A 23,297-nucleotide genomic window follows, 5' to 3' on the forward strand; every position below is an offset into this window, starting at 1 on the left:
TGTAGGAGTTCGCCGTTTTACTTTTTTTCATTTTATACACCACTACCCTCTGTCAGTCCGTGCTTCACAGCATAAAGAGCCGCCTGCGTACGATCCTGCACCTGTAGCTTCGTGAAAATATTAGAAATATGAGTTTTCACTGTTTTTTCTGTAACGAATAAAGAGGACGCAATCTCTCGATTACTTTTCCCTTTTGTAAGCTCTGCAAGTACATCCTGTTCACGAGGTGTTAGTGGGTTTAAAACATGCGGTGCATTTTTTGATTCTTGACGGTCCATTTCAAGAGTTGTTGTTGCTTCTGGGTGTAATGTATTTTCGCCTCGCATAATACGACGAATGGACAATACCAACTCATCAGGTTCAATATCTTTCAACTGATAGCCTGCAGCTCCTGCCTCCATTGCTGGCACTACATGATCACGGTCTGAAAAGCTTGTTAGCATTAGAATTTCTATTTGTGGAAACTTAGCTTTAATGCGCTTCGTCGCTTGAATCCCATCCATCTCAGGCATGACCAAGTCCATAAGTATAATATCTGGCTGTATACTTTCCGCTAAAGCTACTGCCTCAAGACCATTTTTCGCTTCTCCTACAACTTCAATATCTTTCTGAGTTTTTAAGAAAAATAATAATCCACGACGCACTACATGATGGTCATCTGCGATTAAAACACGTATCATACTCTTCCCTCCTAATATGGCAAGCGGATTAACAGCTCTGTTCCTTTGCCAATTTCACTAACCCAATCAGCTTTGCCACCAACTGATTTTGCACGATCCTTTATGGATTGCAAGCCTATCGACAGTAGCTTCGTGTTATGATCGATGACGAAGCCTCGTCCCTCATCACGAATAACAAGTAAAATATCTGTAGAAGTAACAGTAATATATAATGCAGCCTCCAGAACACCGGCATGACGACGAACATTATTTAGTGCTTCTTGGGCTACCCGAAATAATGTTTCTTCGATACGTGATGGGAATTGCAGTACACCTGAAACCGTTACATGAAGCTTCAAGCCAAGCATTTCAGCATACACTTTTATCGCTTCAAGCAAACCATTCTCTAATCCTTTTGGACGAAGCTGCCAAATAAGAGCACGCATTTCTGTTAAAGCATCCTGTGTTAAATGCTGAATCTCCTTAAACGTTTCCTTCACATCACTATCATTTGTCATTTCAATACCAGCTCTCGCCGTTAATGTAACCGAAAAAAGTAGTTGATTGACAGAATCATGTAAGTCTCGAGCTAGACGATTGCGCTCCTTCACAAGTGCCATTTCCTGCTCCTGCTTTGTCAGTAAAATACGCTTGATGGCCGACCCCATTTGAAATGCAACCGATTCAAGTAATGCTAGCTCTTCCTCTGAGAAACGCACGGTATCCTTCGATGCAACATTTAAGACACCAAAACGCTCTTGTCCAGATTGAAGCGGCACAGTTGCATGATGTGTAATGCCTTCGTGATCGCCAACATTTGCAGCAATTGCACTTTCAATACGTTGACATTCAATAATATTAGAAGCTTTCTTTAATTCCTCATTACGATAGCGAGAAACACACCAACAGCCTCCCTTTTCTAAATAATGGCAACCTTTATACTCCAGTGCCTCTGGTAAATTGACATGGACAATAAGCTCTGAGCGCCCTTTTTCATCGATAAAAAAAATCCAGCCCGTTTCAAAATTTGTGCCATTTAAAAATTTTACAAGTGCTCCCTTTAACATCGACACAATTTCAGTTTCTTCGTTTAATAACTCTGCAATCTCTTTTAAAATACCAATATTGGAATGATCATTGTCCCTCACAAAATACACCTCTTCTTTGGCATTACTAATTTTAATGATAACATTTCAAAGTCTGGAACGTCTGCCTTAGCCGTTCATACTTTAGTCTGAAATTTTTCATAAAGTATACCTTATTTTGGTTCATCACCAAAAGTTGTGGATGACTTTTGTTAAAAGGTTTACTATGTAAATAAGAGATTGTAGTGAAGGAGTATATAGGGGAACGAAGGCTAAAACCATCATGACCAGTGATAACGCCTTTGTGCCCACATCTTGTTGCTGACGCTACGTTTCACTACGCTTTCGCACATAAAACATTTGTTGCTGACGCTATGTTACAGAACGGATATCAACCACATATTTTGGTGATGGCCCCTTATTTTACGTAAGTTGATTTACATATAAAACTAGAACAACTATAATCGAACAAGTACATGGTTATACTAAGGAGAGAATTAATATGTCTAAAAAAGTGGAAAATGGCTTATTATTTATTTGGATTGTCTCTGTCGTTGCAACACTGGGTTCCTTATACTTTTCTGAAATTCGTCATTATGAACCTTGTAAAATGTGTTGGTTCCAACGAATTTTCATGTATCCAATTGTCATTATGACAACGATTGCCTTTATTCAAAAAAATGCACGTATTGCTGTAACAACGGCTGTTTTTGCCATTATGGGTGGCAGTATATCACTTTACCATTATGGTATTCAAAAGCTAAGTTTTTTAGCTGATACTGCACCATCTTGTGGTCTTGTTTCATGTACCGGTCAATATATTAACTGGTTAGGTTTTATCACAATCCCATTTTTAGCGCTAACTGCATTTATTTTAATTGCAGGGGCAAGCTTTTATGTAATGAAGGCTGCGAAAACAGCAAAATAATTATGAGACCGTGTTCTACATTTGGAATACGGTCTTTTCTACGGAGGAAGATTTATGTTTCACTATGAAATAACTACGAATAATTTGACAGTCGAGGAGCTATTACGCAATCATTGGCGACTCGGTAAAAAGCTAGTCCATGAATTACGAATGGCGAAGGCTATCACAACAATGGACGGAGAGCCTATTCAGTGGAATGACCCACTACCGGTAGGCACAATCATAAAATTTACATTCCCTATTCCGACATCCAGCTATCAACCAACGCCAGTTTGTGCAATTGATGTCGTCTATGAGGATGACCATTGTTTGATCGTTTCTAAGCCAAAAGGCATGTCGACACATCCAAATGATGCACGTGATACCCACACTTGTATGAATCATGTCATGGCTCATATTAAAGAGCAAGGTGGCATTTATGCGGAGCATGTCCATCGTTTAGATAAAGGGACACAAGGTTTGTTACTTGTAGCCAAGCATCCTTTAGCAAAATCAATTTTTGACCGTATGATTGAGGAAAAAACCATTATTCGAACATACGCGGCAGAAGTGCAAGGGAATTTGCGCTCTACATCTGGTACGATTTCTGAAGGAATCGGAAAAGACCGACATCACGCAACAAGACGTGTCGTTTCAAAAACAGGACAGCATGCCGTTACACATTATGAAGTTGTAGCACGTTATAAAAGCTCTTGTGTTGTCCATCTAATTCTTGAAACAGGAAGAACACATCAAATTCGCGTACATTTAGCACATATCGGTCATCCGATTATTGGAGATACAATGTATGGAGCAAGAGAAACGGCAAGTGGCGATTATGAGCTCCATGCAATTCAATTAGAATTCGAGCATCCATTTTTAAATAAGGCGATCGTTGTAAAGGATCAGCAGTAATTATCGTACTGCACTTCGAATTGTTGCACATGCGCTAACAATTCGAGGTGCAGTTTTTGTATACGCTCATCATCACCCATAGTCCTAAATAGAGGTAAACCGGTAATCATCCATTACTTTAACTCATAAAAGTTGTCGGATAATACTTGTTGAAAACAGCACGTTATGGTGATGAGCGATTACTTCAACCCATTTACTCTTTTAAAAAAGTATAAATATACTATTTAACATTTCTTTCATCTATTTTTTACAGAAATTTATTATACATTTCCATTATTGGTAATGACGGTGGAATTCTTTCATGATAGAATTAGATTAAATTGTCTAGTCACCTGACTTACTATGAGGAGGAATTTATTGATGAAATGGGTTAAAAGTATTGCAGCAACAACTCTAGCTGCTAGTTTACTAGCTACACCTGGTTTTGCCGCACATGCAGCGGAAGCAACACCAACAGCTAAGAAAGATGATTTCAAATTAACAATTCTACACTCAAATGACACGCATGCACACGTTGAGGATGCTCCAAAGCGTGCAACAAAAGTAAAAGAACTTCGTGCTGCAAATGCAAACTCACTTCTTTTAGATGCTGGTGATGTTTTCTCTGGTACTTTATACTTTAACGAATTCGCTGGGGAAACTGATATGAAGTTAATGAACTTAATGGGTTATGATGCCATGACTTTTGGTAACCATGAGTTCGATTTAGGATCAAGCCCAGAAGGTCATGCTGCACTTGCTAAATTCGTTAAGGGCGCAGAGTTCCCATTACTAGGGACAAACCTAGATTTTTCGAAAGATTCTTTATTCAATGGCTTACAATTTAAAACAGTCACAAAAGACTTTGAAAATGGTAAAATTTACGACGGTATCATTAAAGAAATCGCTGGAGAAAAAGTAGGTATTTTCAGCTTAACAACAGAAGAAACACCTACGATTTCAAGCGTTGCTAACGTTCAATTTGCAAACTATATCGACTCCGCAAAAAAAGCAGTAACTGAACTTGAAAAGCAAGGTGTTAACAAGATTATCGCAGTTACTCATATAGGCTTCGATGACTCTGCTGATTGGGATAATGACCAATTACTAGCGAAAGCTGTAGAAGGCATTGATGTAATCGTAGGTGGTCATACACATACAAAATTAGACAAGCCTGTGAAAGCTGAAACACCATTTAAGAACCCTACAATTATCGTTCAAACAGGCCAATATAGCGAAAATTTAGGTGAATTAGATTTAACGTTCGACGATAACGGTGCCGTTGTTGACTACTTCGGTCAGTTACATGCTTTAAATGATAAAGAAAAGCCTGTAGCAGCAGATCCTGAAGCTACAGCACTTTTAGCTCCATATAAAGAAAAAATTTCTAAAATATTAAATCAATCAACAGGTAATACGGCTGTGTCACCTCTAAATGGTGGTCGTGGTCTTTGGGGTGTACGTGCTGGAGAAACAAACCTTGGTAACTTAATTACTGATGGTATGCTTGCTGGCGCAAAGAAAATTGACCCAGAAGTTCAATTTGCATTCCAAAATGGTGGTGGTATCCGCGCAAGCATTGATGCAGGAGATATCACTGTAGGCGAAGTTATGACAGTTATGCCATTCGGTAATGCTCTTGGCATCGTAAAATTAAAAGGTGCTGAAATCTACGAAATTGCTGAACATAGTGTGAAAGAATTCCCACAAGAATTCGGTGGCTTCTTACACTTTTCTGGTTTACAAGTAGAATTTGACGGTAAAGCACCAGCTGGTAAACGTGTAAAATCTATTAAATTAAATGGTAAAGAGCTAGATAAAGCAGCCTATTATAAAGCAGCAACAAATACATTTACTGCTAAAGGTGGCGACGGCTACGATACACTGAAGAAAGTTTATGAGGATGGCCGTGTAAGTGAACCTGGTACGATTGACTATGAAATGTTTATCGAACACTTAGATACACTGAAAAAAGTTGATTCAAAAGTAGAAGGACGTATTATCGCAACAATTCCATTTAAAGATATCGCAAAAGGCTCAGAAACAGAAGGTTTTGTTCGTGATCTTTATTACCGTAATTTAACAAAAGGTACTTCTGCAACAACATATTCACCAAACGCAAACTTAACCCGTGCACAAGCTGCATCATTTATCGCACGTGCCTTAAAGCTTGAAGCAAAAGGTCAAGCAACATTCTCTGATCTTGCGAATGTAAATCCTGCAACACAAAAAGAAATTACAGCACTTGCTGAAGCAGGAATTGTACAAGGTGTGAATGGTAAATTCAATCCTAATACAAATGTAACTCGTGCTCAACTTGCCTTAATGTTTGCTCGTGCATACGACCTACAACACGATGCAAAAGCTGGTTTGAAAGCTGATTTTAGTGATATTTCTCAATATAACGCTGAAACTCAAAATGCTATTGCACTGATGAAAGACTTAAAGATTGTTAGCGGTGTAAATGGCAAATTTATGCCTGGTAACAACGCGACACGTGCGCATATGGCAAAAATGCTTTCTAACTACATTCCTTTTGTAAAAGAATCTAAATAATTTTAAAATCCCGCTTCTCTAGGTAGAGAGCGGGATTTCCTGTTATCGAAAAACTATCGTGTCAAAGAAATTAAGACCAAATTAAATAAAGTATGGTCCTCGGCAAAACGAGAGGTTGATTTCCGTTCCAGCTGGGCGCTTTCCTGGGGGCGTCCGATGAGCCGCTTCACTCGCTTTGCTCGCTCCAGGGTCTCATCTGTGACGCTGATCCCCGAGGAGTCGCCCAACCTCCACTCCAATCAACCATTTCACTTTGTGTGTATCTTCTGCATATAGCTCTAATCTATAGTGAAAAACTGAAGTTTTAGCAACAATTATTTTCTGTGCAAAAGCAACGCGGCAGCACCAGATATTATAGTGTGAAAGCGCAATGTTAACGTAGCGCCAGCGATAAATTGCTAAAACATCGCAATAGTAACAACATCTATACAATCGCGTCACTGTTTAGGACTATTTTCCTCAATTATGGTGAGTAATCATAGTGTTCACTTTTGACATGCATTTAATTTATAAAAGTCTACGCTACCATTGATTGAAGTGGAAGGCTACTCGACTCCCGCGGGAAAGCGAGACAGACGAGACCCTGCACGAAGCGGAGCGAAGGAAGCGGCTCGACGCTCGCCCGCAGGAAAGCGAGTAGCCTGGAACGGAAATCACTCGCCAGAATGTCCACAAAGATTTACCTGATTATTTTGTTTTTCAACACTACAAAATCCCGCTTCTCAAATTAGAGAGCGGGATTTCTATTGCACTAAAAATTAAATTTAAAGTTATCCGGGTCTTGCCCAAATCGTTCATTACGATTTAACGTCGCTATTTTATCCATTTGAGCTAGTGTTAATTCAAAATCAAAAATCTGGGCGTTTTCCTCAATACGACTAGGTGTTACAGACTTAGGAATAATAAGTGTATCATTTTGTAAATGCCAACGCAGCACTACTTGAGCAGCCGTCTTCCCTATTTCACGACCAATTTCCATAATCGTTGGATTATCAAGTACTCCACCACGGCCTAATGGAGACCATGCGGTAACAGCGATTCCATGCTCCCTACAAAATGCTCGTAATGCGTCTTGCTGTAAATATGGATGCACCTCTACTTGATTGACCATTGGTGCTATATTTGCTTTAGCTAATAGCTTTTGTAGATGATGCTCATGGTGATTTGAGACACCTGTTGCACGAATTAATTTTTCATCATATAAACGTTCAATTGCTCGATACGTTTCTTCAAATGTTTCTGAAACTGCCCAATGCGTTAAATATAAATCTAAATAATCCATATTTAACTTTTTCAATGAAACTTCAAAAGCTCGTAATGTTTCATCATAGCCTTGGTCATTATTCCAAACCTTTGTCGTCACAAAAATATCCTCACGTTTAACGCCTGAATGACGAATAGCTTCGCCCACCTCGACCTCGTTACCATAAAGAGAAGCAGTATCAATAGCTCGGTAGCCAAATTTAAGAGCTTTATCAATAGCCTGCAAAGTCTCATCGCGCTCTGTCATTTTATAAACACCTAAGCCAAAGCGAGGCATTTCCACACCGTTTGCTAATGTTTTTGTTGATTGTAAATTCAAGAATAACAACCCCTTTCTTTTCCTAGTTCCATTATACAAAAAATTGGTTTTAAGAAATATAAGGAAAATTTTCGGGGTAATATCTTATTGATCCTTCGCTTCCTCTTTATAATCATCTACTTGAATAGGATCTGGAATTCGATTGTCTTCTACAAGCTCTAGACCATCACGTAAATGCTCCATTTGCTTTCCTAAATCCTGTAAATCTTTAAAATTTCTAGCCATTGTACCGTTTTCAATATTTGGAACCTTTTTTTCCATTATTATCACCTCTCTTATAGTTTTCCCGAAATAGTTATTTCTGAACCATTTCTGACATATTTTATTCCGCTATGTCGTTTCATTTTTATAGTAGATAGTCTATACTAAAAAGAGATGTCTTTATAAACTGAGGAGGGTTATTCCATGGGTTTACTATTAATTATTGGTGTAACTGTTGCGTTCTTAACTGCAATTTTCACTGCTGGCTATGAAGGCGACTACAGAGCAGACAAATAATACCTCAAGAAAATCACTAAGCATGAATATATGCTTAGTGATTTTTTAATTGTTGCATAAAATAAGTTGCCCTCTTAAATAAAGTTTGCTCTTTTTTCCTGAGGGCGTCCGATGAGCTACTTCGGTTACTTCTCTTATTTTTTGGAACAATATAATTACTTGACAATATGCACTTTATAAAATACACTTACTTACATAAAGTAAGTTGATAATTAATGATAACTTAAATTCGGAGGTAATTTACTATGCATTTTCATGAAAAACCTAACACATATGTCACAAATGTTGAAATTAAAGTGAGCGATTTACAACGTTCATTAACTTATTATCAGGAGATCATTGGCTTTAAAGTTTTACAGCAGGAATCTCATAGAGCAACACTAACTGCTGATGGCAAAACAGCCTTACTAACAATCGTCCAACCTGAAACAGTAGAAGAAAAAACGAGCTTAACAACCGGCCTTTATCACTTTGCCATTTTATTGCCTACTCGTCGTGATTTAGCAAATATTATTACTCATTTCCATAACAAAGGTGTGTACTTCGGAGCATCTGACCATGATGTAAGTGAAGCACTTTATTTAAATGATCCTGATAATAATGGTATTGAGGTTTATGCAGATCGCCCTGAAAATGAATGGACTTGGCATTTCGACCAAGTGCATATGGTGACTGAACCTCTTAAAATCCATTCTATATTAGAGGAAGGCGATGGTAGATGGGATGGCCTACCAGCTGATACGGTTATGGGGCATATTCATTTATCAGTATCTAATTTAGCTGCCGCAGAAGAATTTTATACAAAAGGATTAGGATTTGAAATTGTCACTCGCTATGGAGCACAAGCTTTATTCATCTCAACTGGCCGCTATCACCATCATATCGGTTTAAATACTTGGCACTCTGAAAACGCTCCAAAGCTTGGTAAAAATCAGGTTGGCTTACAAACATTTTCACTGCGTCTAGATAATGAAGAGCAAGCAGCAACAATGAAAGAAAATCTCCGTTCCATTGGTGCTCCTGTTATTGATATAGATGGTGGTTTCCAAACTGAGGATCCATCAGGTATCGTTGTTTTATTGAAATTTTAAAGGCGTCGGGGTGAGGGTTGTATCCACCCTTGACGGTGCTTCCCTTCTTTTGCAAAATCCTTTTACCCCAAACGAAAAAACAAAAGAAGTTCTCCGGTATGAGAGAACTTCTTTTTTAATGTAAACCTGGATATCCTTGTTGACGTAATGCCTCATAAATAACAATTGCTGCTGTATTCGATAAATTGAGTGAACGAACATGTTCACTCTGTGGAATTCGTAAGCACATATCTCGACGCTCATAAGCAAAATCCTTTGGCAGACCAGTCGTTTCTTTGCCAAACATAAAGTAAATATCTCGATCTTTATCACTAAAATCATGTGTCGTAAATGGTTCTTCGCTATAGGTCTCAATTAAATAAACGTCGCCATTTTTGGATGCCTCTAAAAAATCCTCTAGCGAATCGTGATACACGACATTGACACTATGCCAATAATCTAAGCCGGCCCGTTTTAGCATTTTATCGTCTGTGGAAAAGCCAAGAGGACGAATTAAATGTAGTGAGGTATTTGTGCCAGCACATGTGCGTGCAATATTTCCTGTATTTGCTGGAATTTCTGGTTGATATAAAACGATATGCAATGGCATAACGGTACACTTCCTTAACTAAAAAATTGTAAACCTTTATTAATTTCAACGAGTACTTCCTCGTCTTGTTCTTTTATTTCTGCCTTAAGTAATGCGGATTGAGCCTGCTCCCCGCCTATCTTACCTAAAGCCCATGCGGCTGTTCCTCGAATGACAGGTCGTACATCCTTTTCAAGAAGTGCTACTAAATCTGGGACCGCAGCTTCTTCTTTGAAGTGTGCAAGTGCCAAAATAGCATTGCGTTGAATTGGCTTTTTCCCCCGCCATGAACCAGAAACATGTCCAAACTTTTCTTTAAAGTCACGATTCGAAATTGTTAAAAGTGGTACAAGTAATGGCTTTGCAAGCTCTGGATCAGGTTTAAATTCCTCATGCATCCAGTTAATCTTCCCTTTATTTTTTGGGCATACGGTCTGACATGTATCGCAGCCATACAAACGATTCCCAATATGGGTACGAAACTCATCAGGTAGCATTCCTTTAGTTTGTGTTAAAAAGGCTATACAACGTTGAGAGTCTAGCTGTCCTCCCTCGATTAACGCGCCTGTTGGGCAAACATCTAAACATAAGCGGCAATCCCCGCATTCATCCTCCATAGGCTTATCAGGAGCAAAAGGGATATTTGTGATTAGCTCTCCTAAATATACATAGGAACCGAACTCAGGCGTAATGATCGAGCAGTTTTTTCCGCTCCAACCTATCCCCGCACGTTCCGCAACTGCCCTATCAACAAGTGCCCCCGTATCAACCATTGATTCAATACGAACACCTTCTACTCGCTCCTCAAGCCAAGCTGATAGTAATTCCAAGCGCTCACGTAATGCTGTATGATAATCGACACCCCAGGAAGCACGACAAAAAATCCCGCGTCTCGCTCCCTTCTTGCCTACAGGTGCATTTTGCATGCGCGACGGATATGCGACTGCTATCGCCACTATGCTCTCTGCCCCCTCTAACAATTGTAGGGGTTCGGTACGTTTTTCAATATCGCTTTCTTCAAAGCCAGACTGATAACCAAGCTCTTGCTGACGGCGCAGTCTATTTTTCATTTCAGTAAAAGGAGCCGCTGTTGTAAAGCCAATCTTGTCTACACCAATGGACATTGCATACGCCACAAATTCACGTTGTAGGTCATGTATGTTCATTTTATTCCCAACTCCTTACATGGTACAATAATAAAAATAAATAAAGTAGGTGATGTTTTATGGAAATTTCAATTAATCAATCTCTATTGACACAACATCCCGAGCTTAAAATCGGCATTATTCATTATACCAAAATTGTCGTTGCAGAATCGCCTCAAATGATTAAAGGTCGCATGCAATTGTATCAGGAAAATCTCTTTTTAGAAATGCAGGATAATCCTGTAACGCAACGAGAGGGTATTGCAGAATGGCGACAACTATGGAAAAAGCTTGGTGCAGATCCGAACCGCTATCGTCACTCAGCAGAAAGCTTAATGCGCCGAGTTAGTAAGCAAAATTATTTAACACCTTTTCACTCTGGTGTTGATTTAAATAATTTCTTTTCCCTCCAATATGAGATTCCGGTAGGCTTATATGATGTAGCTAAACTACAAGGACATATAAAAATTGCACTTGGCGACGAGGATACTGGCTATGAGGGCTTAAATGGTCGTTTTAATACATTAAAAAATATCCTTTATAGCTGTGATGCTGAAGGAGCATTTGGCTCGCCATTTGTCGATTCTAAACGTACGTCTGTTTCGGAGGAAACGACGGAGGCTCTACATATCTTCTACCTACGCCCATCATTATCAGAAGAAAGTGCGCAAGAGCTTCTTGCATCTGCCGGTAAGATGTTTAATCAAATTCATGGCGGCGATTTTAAAATGGCCCTATTAACAAACGCAGCACCATCTACTACACTATAAAAGGACGTGTTTTCATGATTAATCTTGCTGAAGCCGTTAAGCTAAAAAGTATTTTAGCAAAAAAAGTTCAAGAGCTCGTTGACGAATTACATCGTAGCGCTTTTGTAACTGTTGAAAAAGGACAAGCACCCAAAACAAGTAATCGCGCAATGAAAGTAATTGAAGCTGAATTAGCTCAAGTACGTCTCGATGTTCGTACATTGGATCGTTTAGTATATGAAGCAAATATAAAAAACACAGTAGACTTTAAAGGTGACAAACTAGCATTAGTTGAAGCGATTGAGCTCGCAACACAGCTCCGCGCAGATGCTGAGCTATGTAAACAGTTTAGTATGCACGAAAAGGAAAGTGTACGCATGGGATATGGTGAAAATACAATGCTTTATGAAATTGCTATGTATGAGCCAGATGAGTACCGAGAACGTGCTATTATATTAGAAAAAGATGCCCATAAATTATCGAATCTGATCAATGCAAAGAATTATAGTGTTGAAATTAACTTCGATGATTCTCGTTATTTCTAATATTGAGCGCCTATGCTATTATTTCTACAATAAAAAAAGCATCCTTTTTAAGCTGTACCTCCAATTGTGTTTAACAATTCGGAGTACAGCTTTGGGATGCTTTTTATTCTACTTACTTAATTCATATTTAATTTCAAATTTTCCTATATCCCAATCGGCAAATAGAAAAGTTACATTAGTCTTAGTGTTAGGATCAGTATATGTATAAGCTACTTCCTCGTCAAAAGCAATATCACTTTCTTCATCAAATTTATCTATATTCAATCCTAGTGCATAAGCAATTGACATAGCAGATATAATTCCTTCTGCCCATTCCCCTCCCTGTCCATCTTCATTTAATTCAGTTGCGGGAATTCCTTCTATAAAAATATTATATCCAATTATTTTTTTATTTTCATTATAATTAACGTCTATTTTATAATGACCCTTATGTTTTTTAAAATCAGTATCCAATAAAATTTGTGAGAAAATAGTTTCCTCTTTATTCAATTCACTAGTTATTGGTTCTGGAATTTCTGCTATTTCAATTCCTTCAACTGGATTCTTTTTAAATATATTTGCTCTGACATTGTATTTTTTAACAAACTTTTCTACCGCAGCCTTTGATTCAGGATCAACCTCTTCAAATTTTATTGGAACGACTTTCTCCTTCTTTACGATCGCTTCTTTTGTTTCCTGATCTTTTTTTACATCTGCCTCTTTTTTCTTCTCTGTTCCTTCTCCAGAACATCCAACTAGCATAACTGCTAGTAGTAATAATAAAGCTTTCTTCATTACCTTTTTCCCTCCGAATGTATATTAATAAAAATATACGTTACTAGATTCAATGAAATAGAATTCAGTACAAAAAATACTTAAATTACTATATAGCATCATCCTATTATAATTCTGACAAAATAAAATTTCTGTTTCCACCCTTTCTTTCAACATTTTTCGACATTTTGTGTAAAATTAAGGTTTTATGGAATAATGATATATAGAATACCATTTTTTCCACAAAAGCAAATACAAAAGACAAGCCAAGGTTTCATCGCTTCTCAAGCCTATTAATAAGCAATAAAGACTTGTATAGCTCTAAATCAATTAACATAAATACAGCAAAGCAAAAAAGCATCTCTTGATCTGCATTGCAATTGTTAGACACAATTGAGATGTAGTTCATTAGAGATGCTTTTTGTTCTACTTAGTTAATTCAAATTTAAATTCAAATTTTCCTGCATCGACCTCAGTACAAAGATTAGTTACCTTATATGTAGAATCAGTATAAGAATGAGTGTCTCTATTTTCTTCAGCTTTAGCTAATGATTCGGTGAATTTACCCAAATCTAATCCTAGTGTTTGAGCAACTATTACAGCTGAAGTCATCCCTTCTGCCCATTCGTCTCCCTCATCATTTACTTCTTTTTCAGGGAGTCCTTGAACAGAAAGATTATATCCAATTATTTTTTTATCCTTATTGTATTTAGCAACTAATTTGTAATGGCCCTTATATTCTTTAAAATCAGCTTCCAATAGAACTTGTGAGAAATCTTTAAGTTCATTCGTTACTGGTTCTGGAATCATGTCTAATCCTATAGGTTGAACCTGTTTAAATAAAGTAAGCTTTTCATTGTATTCTTTGGCAAACTTTTCAACTGTAGCTTTTGATTCAGTATCGACCTCTTCAAATTTTACTGTAACGACCTCTTTTTTTACGTCTGCCTCTTTTTTCTTCTCTGTTCCTTCTCCAGAACATCCAACTAGCATAACTGCTAGAAGTAATAATAAAACTTTCTTCATTACCTTTATTCCCTCCGAATGCATATCGATCAATATACGTTATTAGATTTAATGAAATAGAATTATAGTACAAAAAGTTCCTAAACTACTATATCATCTCCTCCTATTACAATTCTGACAAAATAAGGTGTACATTTCCACCTTTATTATTCGTCATTTTTCGACATTTTCAGTAAAATAATGGATCTATGTTACATATTGACTAACTCTAATGAATATAAAAAAGCGTTCAACCAATAGTGGCTAAACGCTTTTGATAGTCTATTTTTTGCGAAAGTCCAGTGCTTACGTAGCGAAACCACTAGATGTCTTTTGTGTGAATACGTAGCGGAAGCAACATATGTCTTTTGTGTGAAAACGTAGTGGCAGCGCCACCGATCCAGGTCAGTTAGCCGTTTTCGCATAGATGCGATAATTTTAGGCTAACAACCCCTTTCTGATCACGTGATATCCCCCGGTGGCTTAACTTCTCCTAGAATTAGTTAAAATGTCTTTACGGGTTTGGAAGTCTATCATTTAGCATAGCTAAGTAAAAACTTCTTTTCTCATTGGCAAGAGTCATTACATTTTCCAATTGCTCCAATTGTTGCTCTAGTAGATTAACATGTTTATTTAATAGTTCAATCCGTTTGTGTAAAATTTCCTGGATATCCTCTATTTGTTGATCATTTTGTGTTAACAGACAGCCATCTTCAGTAAACAAAGTAATATCATTTAGCTTCATTCCCGTTTGCTTTAATCCATAAACAAATTGGATAAAGCGAAGATCCTGATCATTATATTGCCGAATCCCGTTTTGCTTCCCATCCAAGCGATAAGGATTAGGTAAAAGACCCATTTTTTCATAATAACGAAGTGTATATGCAGAAATACCTGTTAATTTCGATATTTCACCAATTGAGTACATTACGTTTTTGTCCCCTTTCATTCACATATAAGAATAACCTTTCCTACAGATAATGATTTTTCAAGCAATTCTTGAGCATGTGCAGCTTCCGGTAACGGAAGTCTGTAAGAGATTAAGGGATTGATCTTCCCTTCCTCTAACAATGAAAGAAGAAACCGAACATCTTCCTTAAACCAATCTAATCTTTCTTTTTTTAATGATGTTATGGAGTAAAGATAGACCGGATTACCTTTCTCTGTAGTTCGATTTTCAGCAAGACTTCCCCATTCTTTGGCCCATTCTCCTGAATCTCCTTGCTGAAGAATCGAGGTATAGCCGTAACCTATGAAGCGGCCATTGTTGCTTAGGGTGTTCATCGAACGCTCGTAATTTTGGCCCCCTATTGGATCAAAAACAACATCCATACCTTCAGGAACCTGGATACGAAGAGTATCTACAAAATCTTCGTTTCGATAGTCAATCGGCACGGCGCCGAATTTGGATACAATTGAATGTTTAGCTAAGGAAGCAGTGCCATACATGTCTAATTTTGCTAACTTCCCAAGCTCAAGCAAGGCAGTACCAACCCCGCCACTTGCCCCGTGAATTAGGATACGTTCTCCCTCAGCTACCTTTGCAATCCGGTGAAGCATTTGATAGGCTGTTACATAATTTAAGATCACAGCCGCGGCCGATACGGAATCAATGTGCGCAGGAATCTTGACAACCTCATCATCCATCGCATACACATAAGATGCATAGCCACCCGTTCCGTTAAAAAAGACGGCTACCTTATCCCCTATCAAATATTTTTGCACGCCTTCTCCCAACTCGTCAACAATCCCAATAGCGTCGTACCCTGGAGTAAAGGGAGGTATAGGAGATAGCGGATATTTCCCCTCTCTTCTCATAATATCCGCTAGTGCAACTCCTGCCGCTTGGACCTTAACGCGAATTTGCCCTCTCTCGGGTTTTCGTAAGGGCTCCTCTATCACATCAATAACCTGAGGTCCTCCGTATCTAGTTACAATTACTCGTGTATTCAAAGCAAAACATCTCCCCTCAATAAAGATGTTTGTATTATAGTTGTTAGAGTAAACTCTAAGTCAAGGAATCTATCAGCCAAGTTTTATTGCATAGACGATTTCCCTAAAACTGTATACAATAGATTTATGAAGTCCATGCGACTTCATAGCGAATTGGATGTGCTGTTTTCAAAACTAGCTTTTTGGAGCTAACTTAAACAAAACCAATGACAAGTTACCTGTTACTGTATGACCAATGACTAATAACCAACTATCAGCAATGGCCATACTCACACAACTTGACAATTAATTTGAAAACGCCATCCAAAAGCTCTCTTACATTTTGTGTAGGAGAGCTTTTTATGTTCATATATTTACCTCATCTTGCTTTAACGAACAAAGAAGCAACGTAGAAGATTCCCCCTAGTACAAAGACAATTAATTGATCCAATAATATTTCATCATGAAGAAACCATCTTAACAAAAAGATTCCACCAAAAATTAACATAATTAAAAACCCAACATATTTTAATCCATTATGTAGCATTCTCCATTACCTTCCTGTACCTTTTTCTTTTTCTCACCTTATGTGCAGAAGTTTTTTCATGTCTAATTCTCCCCTAACATGTAAAGAATAACTATATCCAAAGAAAGGGGTTAGACAATGACGAAACAACACGATTCCACAAACGAGCATGACATGACCTTGACAAATCGACAGGGGCATCCTATTACGAACAATCAAAATATACGAACTGTCAGTAATCGAGGACCTGCAACTCTTGAAAACTATGATTTTATAGAAAAAATAAGTCACTTTGACCGCGAAAGAATTCCTGAGCGTGTTGTTCATGCACGAGGTGCAGGGGCACATGGCTATTTTGAGACATACGGTGTTGTTGGGGATGATCCTATTGCTAAGTATACAAGGGCTAAAGTATTTCAGAATAAAGGGAAGCAGACGCCTGTTTTTGTACGCTTCTCAACCGTTATTCATGGCGGTCATTCACCAGAAACATTACGTGATCCACGAGGCTTTGCTGTAAAATTCTATACGGAGGATGGTAACTGGGATTTAGTCGGCAATAATTTAAAAATCTTCTTTATCCGCGATGCTATGAAATTTCCTGATATGATTCACGCCTTTAAGCCTGATCCGATTACAAATATTCAGGATGTTGAACGTTTTTTTGATTTCTGTGCAAGTTCTCCAGAAACCTTCCATATGGTGACATTCGTTTATTCACCTTGGGGTATTCCCGCTAATTATCGAATGATGCAAGGCTCTGGCGTCAATACGTATAAATGGGTCAATAGTGAAGGCAAAGCGGTCCTTGTAAAATATCATTGGGAACCTTTACAAGGCATTAAAAACTTAACACAAAAAGAAGCAGAAGAAATCCAAAAGAAAAATTTCAATCATGCCACACAAGATTTATATGATGCCATTAAAAATGGTGATTATCCTGAATGGGAGCTTAACGTCCAAATTATGGAGGATGGTCCACATCCAGAGCTTGATTTTGATCCATTAGATGATACGAAGCTTTGGCCTAATGATCAATTCCCATGGTATCCAGTTGGTAAGATGGTGTTAAATAAAAATCCAGAAGATTATTTTGCTGAGGTTGAACAGGCTACTTTCGGTACAGGAGTGCTTGTGGACGGATTGGATTTCTCGGACGATAAAATGCTACAAGGTCGTACCTTCTCTTATTCTGATACACAGCGTCACCGTGTAGGTGCAAACTATTTACAACTTCCTATCAATGCACCTAAAAAACGAGTAGCAACCAATCAAAACGGTGGTCAAATGATGTATCAGCGAGATTTAGCTCCGGGGCAAAATCCCCATGTTAACTATGAGCCTTCGATGTTAAATGGTTTAAAAGAAGCTACGCAAGCGGCTAAAGAATATACACCGCTCGTGGAAGGTAATCTCGTTCGAGAATCCATTGATCGGCAAAGCAATACGAAGCAAGCGGGCGAAACATATCGCAATTTTGAGCAATGGGAGCGAGATGAGCTGCTTGAAAACTTAATTCGTGATTTAGCAGTCTGTCATATAGCTATTCAAGAAGCGATGATTGCATTAGCACAAGAAGCAGATGAAGAATACGGTCGCTTGTTAAAAGAAGGTTTACAAAAAGCTCGAAATGATTCCTCTTCATCAAAGCCACTTGGCAATATTGCTGGTGATGAAGCACCTCAAAAGGCTGTAGATAAAGGTCATGGCGCAGAGCCTTATTAAATAAAAAAGACATTACATATTTTCACAACAAATATGTAATGTCTTTTTTTAATAGCATCCCAAATCACAATAGCAAAAAACCTTTTTATTTTTCGTATGCTTTATACCAATGATATGGTTGTATTTCTTTCAGTGTTTTAAATATCAATTCACCATTCGGATTAGTGATAGCCGCTTTTACATTTTCACCCCAGTAAAAAAGCCTTTCTTGACATACACCACAAGGAGTTAACACAGTAAATACAGAGTTTTCGTTTTCTCTGGCCATACAAATACTATGAGTAACCTTCGTATTAATTTTATGGGCTTCAAGTATTGCACCAGTTTCCATGCACAATTCAGTAGAGGCATTAATAACGTCTGGTGCTACGCTCGTTAAAATCTGACCATCTTCAGTATACATTGCTGCCGCACCACCCCAACCAGAAGGGTATCTTTTTTCAATCAATTCTACCACCGACTGATAAAGTTTTTGCTCAATATCCATACTCTCCCTCCCTGTTTTTAATCAATCATAAAATTCTTCTTTTTAATGCACACCAGGCAAAACCTTCAGTACTTTTTCCTGTGCATCTAAAATAGCATCTACGCCTAATGGAATTGCAATATTCGTTGAATCATGGCCAATTTTAAAGCCTGCTACAACTGGAACGCCTAAATTCGCAAAATAATCCTTCATTAAAGCAAATAATGCCGCTTCATCCGCTTCCGTTTGCGTAAAGGAACCAATCACAACACCTGCTAATTGCTCAAGCTTTCTCGCCTGCTTTAATTGCTGCAGCATCGCATCAATTTTTGGGATAGATTCCCCAAGCTCCTCTATCAATAAAATGCGGCCTTCTGTACAAACTTCAAATTTTGTACCTAATGTGTTAACAAGGCGACGTAAATTTCCTCCAATAATCTCACCACGAGCTACACCAGGTGCAATCGTTGTTAATGGGGAAATATCCTCCGTATATTGTACTTCCATCGGTGAAAATAGCTGTAAAAACATTTTCTTTGATAAATCATCTATTCTGTCTACAGACATCAGGAGCGGTCCATGAAACGTCACTAAATTAGCAAATTCATTAATCGCACAATGTAAATATGTAAGATCAGAGAAGCCCCAGAAGATTTTTGGATTTTCCTCAAGTAGTCCGTAGTCAATCTTCTCCGCAATTCGTGCAGAGCCATAGCCCCCCTTAACACAAAAAATTGCCTTCACCTCCGGATTTCTCACCATCTCATGAAAATCAGCTAGACGCTCTTCATCACTACCTGCTAGGTAATCGTGCTTTGCCTGAATGGTATCCCCAATTATATAGTTTAGCCCTAATTCTTCAAGAAAGGCTATCGCATCTCCTAGCTTTTCGGGCTGTACTTGACTAGATAAAGCCACAAGACCAACTGTATCTCCCTTTTGTAAATGTGGTACGGTACTTTTCACCCTAATCCCTCCTATTTTCTTATTCCAGCATATAGATAATATTGTAGCATTGATTAATGGCGAAGCTAGTGTTGATAAAATTTAAATTCCGGATGACTGTTTGTCGCTCTGTCTCTTCCTTCCGTCACTTCGACTCTTCCTTCCGTCGCTCTGGCTCTACTTTCCGTTGCTTCGACTGTTCCTTCTGTCGCTTTGACTCTTCTTTCCGTCGCTTCGACTCTTCTTTCCGTCGCTTCGACTCTTCTTTCCGTCGCTTCCTCTTCTTTCCGTAGCTCGAATCGCCAAAAAAAAAGCGTAGACTTCAAATAAAATAAAGTCTACGCTTATTTCTTATTTTGTACCGCCATAAATAATGGTTACATTTGGATGATTTAATAATTGGCTTGCTGGGAAATCTTCAGTGATAATACCACTTTTTAATTTTTCCATAGCCTCTAGCTTTTTTTCACCAAATGCAATTAACACGATTTCCTTAGCTTTCATAATAGATTGAATGCCCATTGTAATTGCATGAGTCGGTACATCTTTAGAGTTATCAAAATAAATTGCATTTTCTTTGCGTGTAGATTCAGTTAGCTCCACAATATGAGTCGTTGAAGCAAAAGATGTGCCTGGTTCGTTAAAACCAATATGTCCGTTAACGCCAATGCCTAGAAGCTGCAAATCAATTCCTCCCGCTTCCTTAATGCGAGCATCATAGGCCGCACACTCAGCATCTAAGTTTTCTGCCTGACCATTTGGTAAATGTATATTTTCTTCTTTTATATCTACATGATTGAATAAGTTCTCATGCATAAATGTCCAATAACTTGCCGGACTTGTTTGATCGATACCTATATATTCATCTAGGTTAAAGGTAATCACATCACTAAAAGATATATTGCCAGCTTGTTGGCGTTTCACTAATTCCTTATACATGCCTACGGGAGAACCACCAGTCGCTAATCCTAAAATACTTGTTGGTTTTACTTGTAATTGTTTAGTGAAAATATCCGCTGCTACTTTGCTCATTTCATCGTATGAATTTACTTCTAACCATTTCATTTCGCTTGTCATTCGTATACCTACCTTACAATCATTATTATTAACTAAAATAATAGGAAATATCTCTCTTTATAATAGTTAATATTTTCATTTTACAAGTTATTTACCTCCTTTTCTATTATTTTCTTTATATTATTCACGTGTATTCTCAAACCATTTCGGTTATGTTATTTAGTAAGGAAATGAGGCGATTTTATGAATTCACAAATAAAGCAATATTTAAAGCTTATTCAATTTCAAGGATCTTTAGAGCCATCTATTAAGTTACTTGGTCAGCTTCAAACCAAACATCTACATACCATTCCTTATGAGAACCTAGATGTTGCCTTAAAACATGACATCTCCTTCGCTATTCCTGACCTTTTTCAAAAAATGATTATTCAACTTCGCGGAGGCAATTGTTTTGAACTAAATATTTTATTTAGTTGGCTACTTCGCGAGCTTGGCTTTTCTGTAACCAACCGCTATGCACAATTTTGGCGCAACATTGAAGCGGATACTCCTGTTGAGGATGTACCTATGCATCAGCTATTGCTGGTCAATTTCAATGGCCAATCCTATATTTCGGATGTTGGTGTAGGTGCATTAGCTCCTTGTAAACCAGTTCCACTAATAGCTGGACATCAACACCGTGAAGGTAATGAACTTTATAAAATTGAACGAGGTGAAGCGAACGGCTGGATGCTGTACGAACTAACAAACAATAATTGGCGTTTACTTTATAGTTTTTTTGATGACGCTAACGATGCAAAGTTTGCACCAAGACTTTCTAAACAAAACAATAAAATCGCGATGATTCGTACTCCTCGTGGCCGACATACAATGCTTAATAACGAATTTCGAATTTACGAGGGATATTCCCTAACAACTTATACAACTCATAACGAAAAGGAATGGCGACAAGCACTTCATCGCTTTTTTCATATTTCATTAGATTAGATATTCCATGACAAAAAGCAAGCCTCCTCGTGTAATAGGAGACTTGCTTTTCATATGGCAAACATTTAATTAGCTGTACGCTCGAGCAACTCATAAACAACAACATCATTATAAAGCTCTTTGACTAAACCGATACCATCGACAAAGTAATATGTTCGTACTCCACTTCTGTAAATGTTCTTTTCCTCTAAAACTATAGCATTATGATAATTGACACCACCTGCTTTAACAGTGCCATCCGTTGCTTTAATAGTAATTCGGATTCCTGAAATTACAGCACCTTCATTCTCGTGTTGAAGCACGCCAATTCTAAGTGGTAATCCTATATATAAGTCGTAGTGACTACTATACTCAGCAGCAAAACCCTGTCCATAAGCCTCACCATCGCTAAATAGATGCTCATCATTAAATACCTTATTTGAGTTCAAATCTTTTACTTTCCATACATCACTCTTTCCATCATTATGACTAAACTGATATTTTAATGTATATTGTTTTTTTTCATTTATTGAATAATACGAATACGTGTAGTCAAACGCAGTATCTTTTAATAAATTCGTATTTGATAGCGTTAATGCACGAGCTAAAAATGCTGAGAAATGAGCTCTAGTTAAAGGTACATTAGGCTTAAATGAACCATCATCATATCCTCTTGTTATATTATTACTAGCAATTACTGAGATTTCTTTATAACCTCTTGTCTTAGATGAAACATCTGAAAAATAGCTTGTCTCAGATCCCTTTAATTTAAATGCTCTTTGTAACACAATCGCCATGTCCGCTCTTGAAAGAGTTGCACTCGGATTAAATTTCTGTGCTGAATTAAAGATGCCAGCATTTTCCACTGCCGCAATTTCTTTATAATAGGGGTGTGTAGAAGGTACATCCTGATAGTTCGGATTTTTTACATTCGTTGTCTGTAATCCTAATGCACGTGTTAGCATGACTGCTACCTGTGCTCTCGTGACATATGTATTCGGTTTAAATAGGTTATTCGGATAGCCATTAATAACCCCTCTTTCCACTAAGTAATCAATTTCCGTTATCAATGTATTATCCTTAGATAAATCTTTAAAGCTTGCTGCATGTGCACCTTCAAGCGGTAATAACCAAACAGCTATTAATAGCGCACATACTATTTTCATCATTTGTTTCATGTCTTTCCCTCTCTTCCTCATTTATAATATACTTTTTTAGATATAATTTCCAATTAATTCACAAAAAAAGCCTCCGCAATCGATTGCAGAGACTTATTAAATAGATTATTTGTTTTGAATTAAGCCGAAGCCAAGCCCAGTTGGATCTACCATATAGGCAAGATAAAACTCATCAAATTCCATTTTGTCACGAACAATGATGGCACCATTATGTTTAGCTTTAGCAATAGCCTCATCGATAGAATCCACTTCGATTTGAATACGTGTTCCAAAAGGATAATCGTGTGGCCCCTTAGCAATACCGCCGTTAATCCCTGAATTTTTATCATCCCCGGTTGTTACAGCCCGATATTCCCAATTAGGTGCGGCTACCTCCCAACCAAAAACCTTGGCATAAAACTCAGCTGCTTTTTCAGGCTCCTGGCTATTTAATTCAAACCCTATTACTCTCCCCATCTAATTCCCCTCCTAATTTTTAAATTATAATTTATAATTCCATAACTAA

At 37.8% G+C, this 23,297-nt stretch carries 24 protein-coding genes; 9 read left to right on the plus strand and 15 right to left on the minus strand.

The genetic code is table 11. From position 1 onward, the window contains the following. Positions 1 to 32 precede the first annotated feature (32 nt). Positions 33 to 680 (minus strand): response regulator, encoded by a 648-nt coding sequence (locus PVA17_RS08745; protein ID WP_132364071.1) that lies wholly within the window; start codon positions 678 to 680, stop codon positions 33 to 35. Between the two features lie 11 nt (positions 681 to 691). Beyond that, on the minus strand, positions 692 to 1,807 hold the full coding sequence (locus PVA17_RS08750) for a GAF domain-containing sensor histidine kinase (protein WP_132364073.1): 1,116 nt from the start codon (positions 1,805 to 1,807) through the stop codon (positions 692 to 694). Between the two features lie 439 nt (positions 1,808 to 2,246). Between PVA17_RS08750 and PVA17_RS08755 the strand changes: the two genes are divergently transcribed. The 3 genes from PVA17_RS08755 (at position 2,247) to PVA17_RS08765 (ending at position 6,101) form a co-directional block, all read left to right on the plus strand. Beyond that, entirely contained in the window at positions 2,247 to 2,672 is a 426-nt protein-coding gene (locus PVA17_RS08755) for a disulfide oxidoreductase (protein WP_132364075.1), read from the plus strand. Between the two features lie 54 nt (positions 2,673 to 2,726). Further along, positions 2,727 to 3,566, plus strand: coding sequence for an RluA family pseudouridine synthase (locus PVA17_RS08760; RefSeq protein ID WP_274067471.1), 840 nt, complete (start codon positions 2,727 to 2,729; stop codon positions 3,564 to 3,566). A gap of 360 nt (positions 3,567 to 3,926) precedes the next feature. Next, the gene (locus PVA17_RS08765) at positions 3,927 to 6,101 is read left to right on the plus strand and encodes a 5'-nucleotidase C-terminal domain-containing protein (RefSeq protein WP_274067472.1); all 2,175 of its coding nucleotides are present in this window, start codon (positions 3,927 to 3,929) and stop codon (positions 6,099 to 6,101) included. 751 nt (positions 6,102 to 6,852) lie between these two features. Here PVA17_RS08765 and PVA17_RS08770 read toward each other — a convergent pair. Further along, positions 6,853 to 7,683 (minus strand): aldo/keto reductase, encoded by an 831-nt coding sequence (locus PVA17_RS08770; protein ID WP_274067473.1) that lies wholly within the window; start codon positions 7,681 to 7,683, stop codon positions 6,853 to 6,855. 84 nt (positions 7,684 to 7,767) lie between these two features. After that, on the minus strand, positions 7,768 to 7,944 hold the full coding sequence (locus PVA17_RS08775) for a hypothetical protein (protein WP_274067474.1): 177 nt from the start codon (positions 7,942 to 7,944) through the stop codon (positions 7,768 to 7,770). A 482-nt stretch (positions 7,945 to 8,426) separates the two neighbouring features. Between PVA17_RS08775 and PVA17_RS08780 the strand changes: the two genes are divergently transcribed. Beyond that, a complete protein-coding gene (locus PVA17_RS08780) occupies positions 8,427 to 9,272 on the plus strand; it encodes a VOC family protein (RefSeq protein ID WP_274067475.1) in 846 nt (281 codons plus the stop codon). Positions 9,273 to 9,387: 115 nt separating this feature from the next. Here PVA17_RS08780 and trmL read toward each other — a convergent pair whose 3' ends face one another. Together trmL and queG are read right to left on the minus strand one after the other, a co-directional pair. After that, positions 9,388 to 9,861: a tRNA (uridine(34)/cytosine(34)/5-carboxymethylaminomethyluridine(34)-2'-O)-methyltransferase TrmL gene (trmL, locus tag PVA17_RS08785; protein WP_053485736.1), complete on the minus strand. Its 474-nt coding sequence runs from the start codon at positions 9,859 to 9,861 to the stop codon at positions 9,388 to 9,390. Positions 9,862 to 9,875: 14 nt separating this feature from the next. Then, positions 9,876 to 11,006: a tRNA epoxyqueuosine(34) reductase QueG gene (gene queG / locus PVA17_RS08790; RefSeq protein WP_274067476.1), complete on the minus strand. Its 1,131-nt coding sequence runs from the start codon at positions 11,004 to 11,006 to the stop codon at positions 9,876 to 9,878. A gap of 59 nt (positions 11,007 to 11,065) precedes the next feature. On the opposite strand from queG, the gene PVA17_RS08795 reads away from it, so the two are divergent. Then, positions 11,066 to 11,755 (plus strand): B3/B4 domain-containing protein, encoded by a 690-nt coding sequence (locus tag PVA17_RS08795; protein ID WP_132364087.1) that lies wholly within the window; start codon positions 11,066 to 11,068, stop codon positions 11,753 to 11,755. A gap of 14 nt (positions 11,756 to 11,769) precedes the next feature. Further along, positions 11,770 to 12,279 carry a hypothetical protein gene (locus PVA17_RS08800; RefSeq protein WP_132364089.1) on the plus strand — a complete coding sequence of 170 codons (510 nt, stop codon included), beginning with the start codon at positions 11,770 to 11,772 and terminating at the stop codon, positions 12,277 to 12,279. A 108-nt stretch (positions 12,280 to 12,387) separates the two neighbouring features. On the opposite strand, the gene PVA17_RS08805 is transcribed toward PVA17_RS08800, so the two are convergent. The 4 genes from PVA17_RS08805 to PVA17_RS08820 all read right to left on the minus strand — a co-directional run bounded on the left by PVA17_RS08805 (position 12,388) and on the right by PVA17_RS08820 (position 15,990). Then, positions 12,388 to 13,053: a hypothetical protein gene (locus PVA17_RS08805; protein ID WP_274067477.1), complete on the minus strand. Its 666-nt coding sequence runs from the start codon at positions 13,051 to 13,053 to the stop codon at positions 12,388 to 12,390. Between the two features lie 405 nt (positions 13,054 to 13,458). Then, the gene (locus tag PVA17_RS08810; RefSeq protein WP_274067478.1) at positions 13,459 to 14,058 is read right to left on the minus strand and encodes a hypothetical protein; all 600 of its coding nucleotides are present in this window, start codon (positions 14,056 to 14,058) and stop codon (positions 13,459 to 13,461) included. 493 nt (positions 14,059 to 14,551) lie between these two features. Next, positions 14,552 to 14,965, minus strand: coding sequence for a MerR family transcriptional regulator (locus PVA17_RS08815; protein ID WP_132364095.1), 414 nt, complete (start codon positions 14,963 to 14,965; stop codon positions 14,552 to 14,554). Positions 14,966 to 14,982: 17 nt separating this feature from the next. Further along, complete coding sequence (locus PVA17_RS08820; RefSeq protein ID WP_274067479.1) at positions 14,983 to 15,990, minus strand: medium chain dehydrogenase/reductase family protein; 1,008 nt, start codon at positions 15,988 to 15,990, stop codon at positions 14,983 to 14,985. A 643-nt stretch (positions 15,991 to 16,633) separates the two neighbouring features. On the opposite strand from PVA17_RS08820, the gene PVA17_RS08825 reads away from it, so the two are divergent. Then, a complete protein-coding gene (locus PVA17_RS08825) occupies positions 16,634 to 18,220 on the plus strand; it encodes a catalase (protein WP_274067480.1) in 1,587 nt (528 codons plus the stop codon). An 85-nt stretch (positions 18,221 to 18,305) separates the two neighbouring features. Here PVA17_RS08825 and PVA17_RS08830 read toward each other — a convergent pair whose 3' ends face one another. Together PVA17_RS08830 and PVA17_RS08835 are read right to left on the minus strand one after the other, a co-directional pair. Further along, positions 18,306 to 18,707 carry a cytidine deaminase gene (locus PVA17_RS08830; protein WP_274067481.1) on the minus strand — a complete coding sequence of 134 codons (402 nt, stop codon included), beginning with the start codon at positions 18,705 to 18,707 and terminating at the stop codon, positions 18,306 to 18,308. A 42-nt stretch (positions 18,708 to 18,749) separates the two neighbouring features. Further along, entirely contained in the window at positions 18,750 to 19,652 is a 903-nt protein-coding gene (locus PVA17_RS08835; protein WP_274067482.1) for a S66 peptidase family protein, read from the minus strand. Between the two features lie 56 nt (positions 19,653 to 19,708). Here PVA17_RS08835 and PVA17_RS08840 point away from each other — a divergent pair, with 56 nt between their 5' ends. Next, a complete protein-coding gene (locus tag PVA17_RS08840; protein ID WP_274067483.1) occupies positions 19,709 to 19,924 on the plus strand; it encodes a hypothetical protein in 216 nt (71 codons plus the stop codon). A 58-nt stretch (positions 19,925 to 19,982) separates the two neighbouring features. Here PVA17_RS08840 and nagB read toward each other — a convergent pair whose 3' ends face one another. Continuing rightward, positions 19,983 to 20,696, minus strand: coding sequence for a glucosamine-6-phosphate deaminase (gene nagB, locus PVA17_RS08845; RefSeq protein ID WP_132364127.1), 714 nt, complete (start codon positions 20,694 to 20,696; stop codon positions 19,983 to 19,985). 195 nt (positions 20,697 to 20,891) lie between these two features. Between nagB and PVA17_RS08850 the strand changes: the two genes are divergently transcribed. Further along, positions 20,892 to 21,635, plus strand: a complete 744-nt coding sequence (locus tag PVA17_RS08850; protein WP_274067484.1) for an arylamine N-acetyltransferase family protein — start codon at positions 20,892 to 20,894, stop codon at positions 21,633 to 21,635. Positions 21,636 to 21,700: 65 nt separating this feature from the next. On the opposite strand, the gene PVA17_RS08855 is transcribed toward PVA17_RS08850, so the two are convergent. Continuing rightward, entirely contained in the window at positions 21,701 to 22,792 is a 1,092-nt protein-coding gene (locus tag PVA17_RS08855) for an S-layer homology domain-containing protein (RefSeq protein WP_132364103.1), read from the minus strand. A 105-nt stretch (positions 22,793 to 22,897) separates the two neighbouring features. Then, positions 22,898 to 23,248 carry a VOC family protein gene (locus PVA17_RS08860; protein WP_274067485.1) on the minus strand — a complete coding sequence of 117 codons (351 nt, stop codon included), beginning with the start codon at positions 23,246 to 23,248 and terminating at the stop codon, positions 22,898 to 22,900. Positions 23,249 to 23,297: the final 49 nt, after the last annotated feature.

The organism is Lysinibacillus sp. CNPSo 3705 (assembly GCF_028674935.1).
Taxonomy (GTDB): Bacteria; Bacillota; Bacilli; order Bacillales_A; family Planococcaceae; genus Lysinibacillus.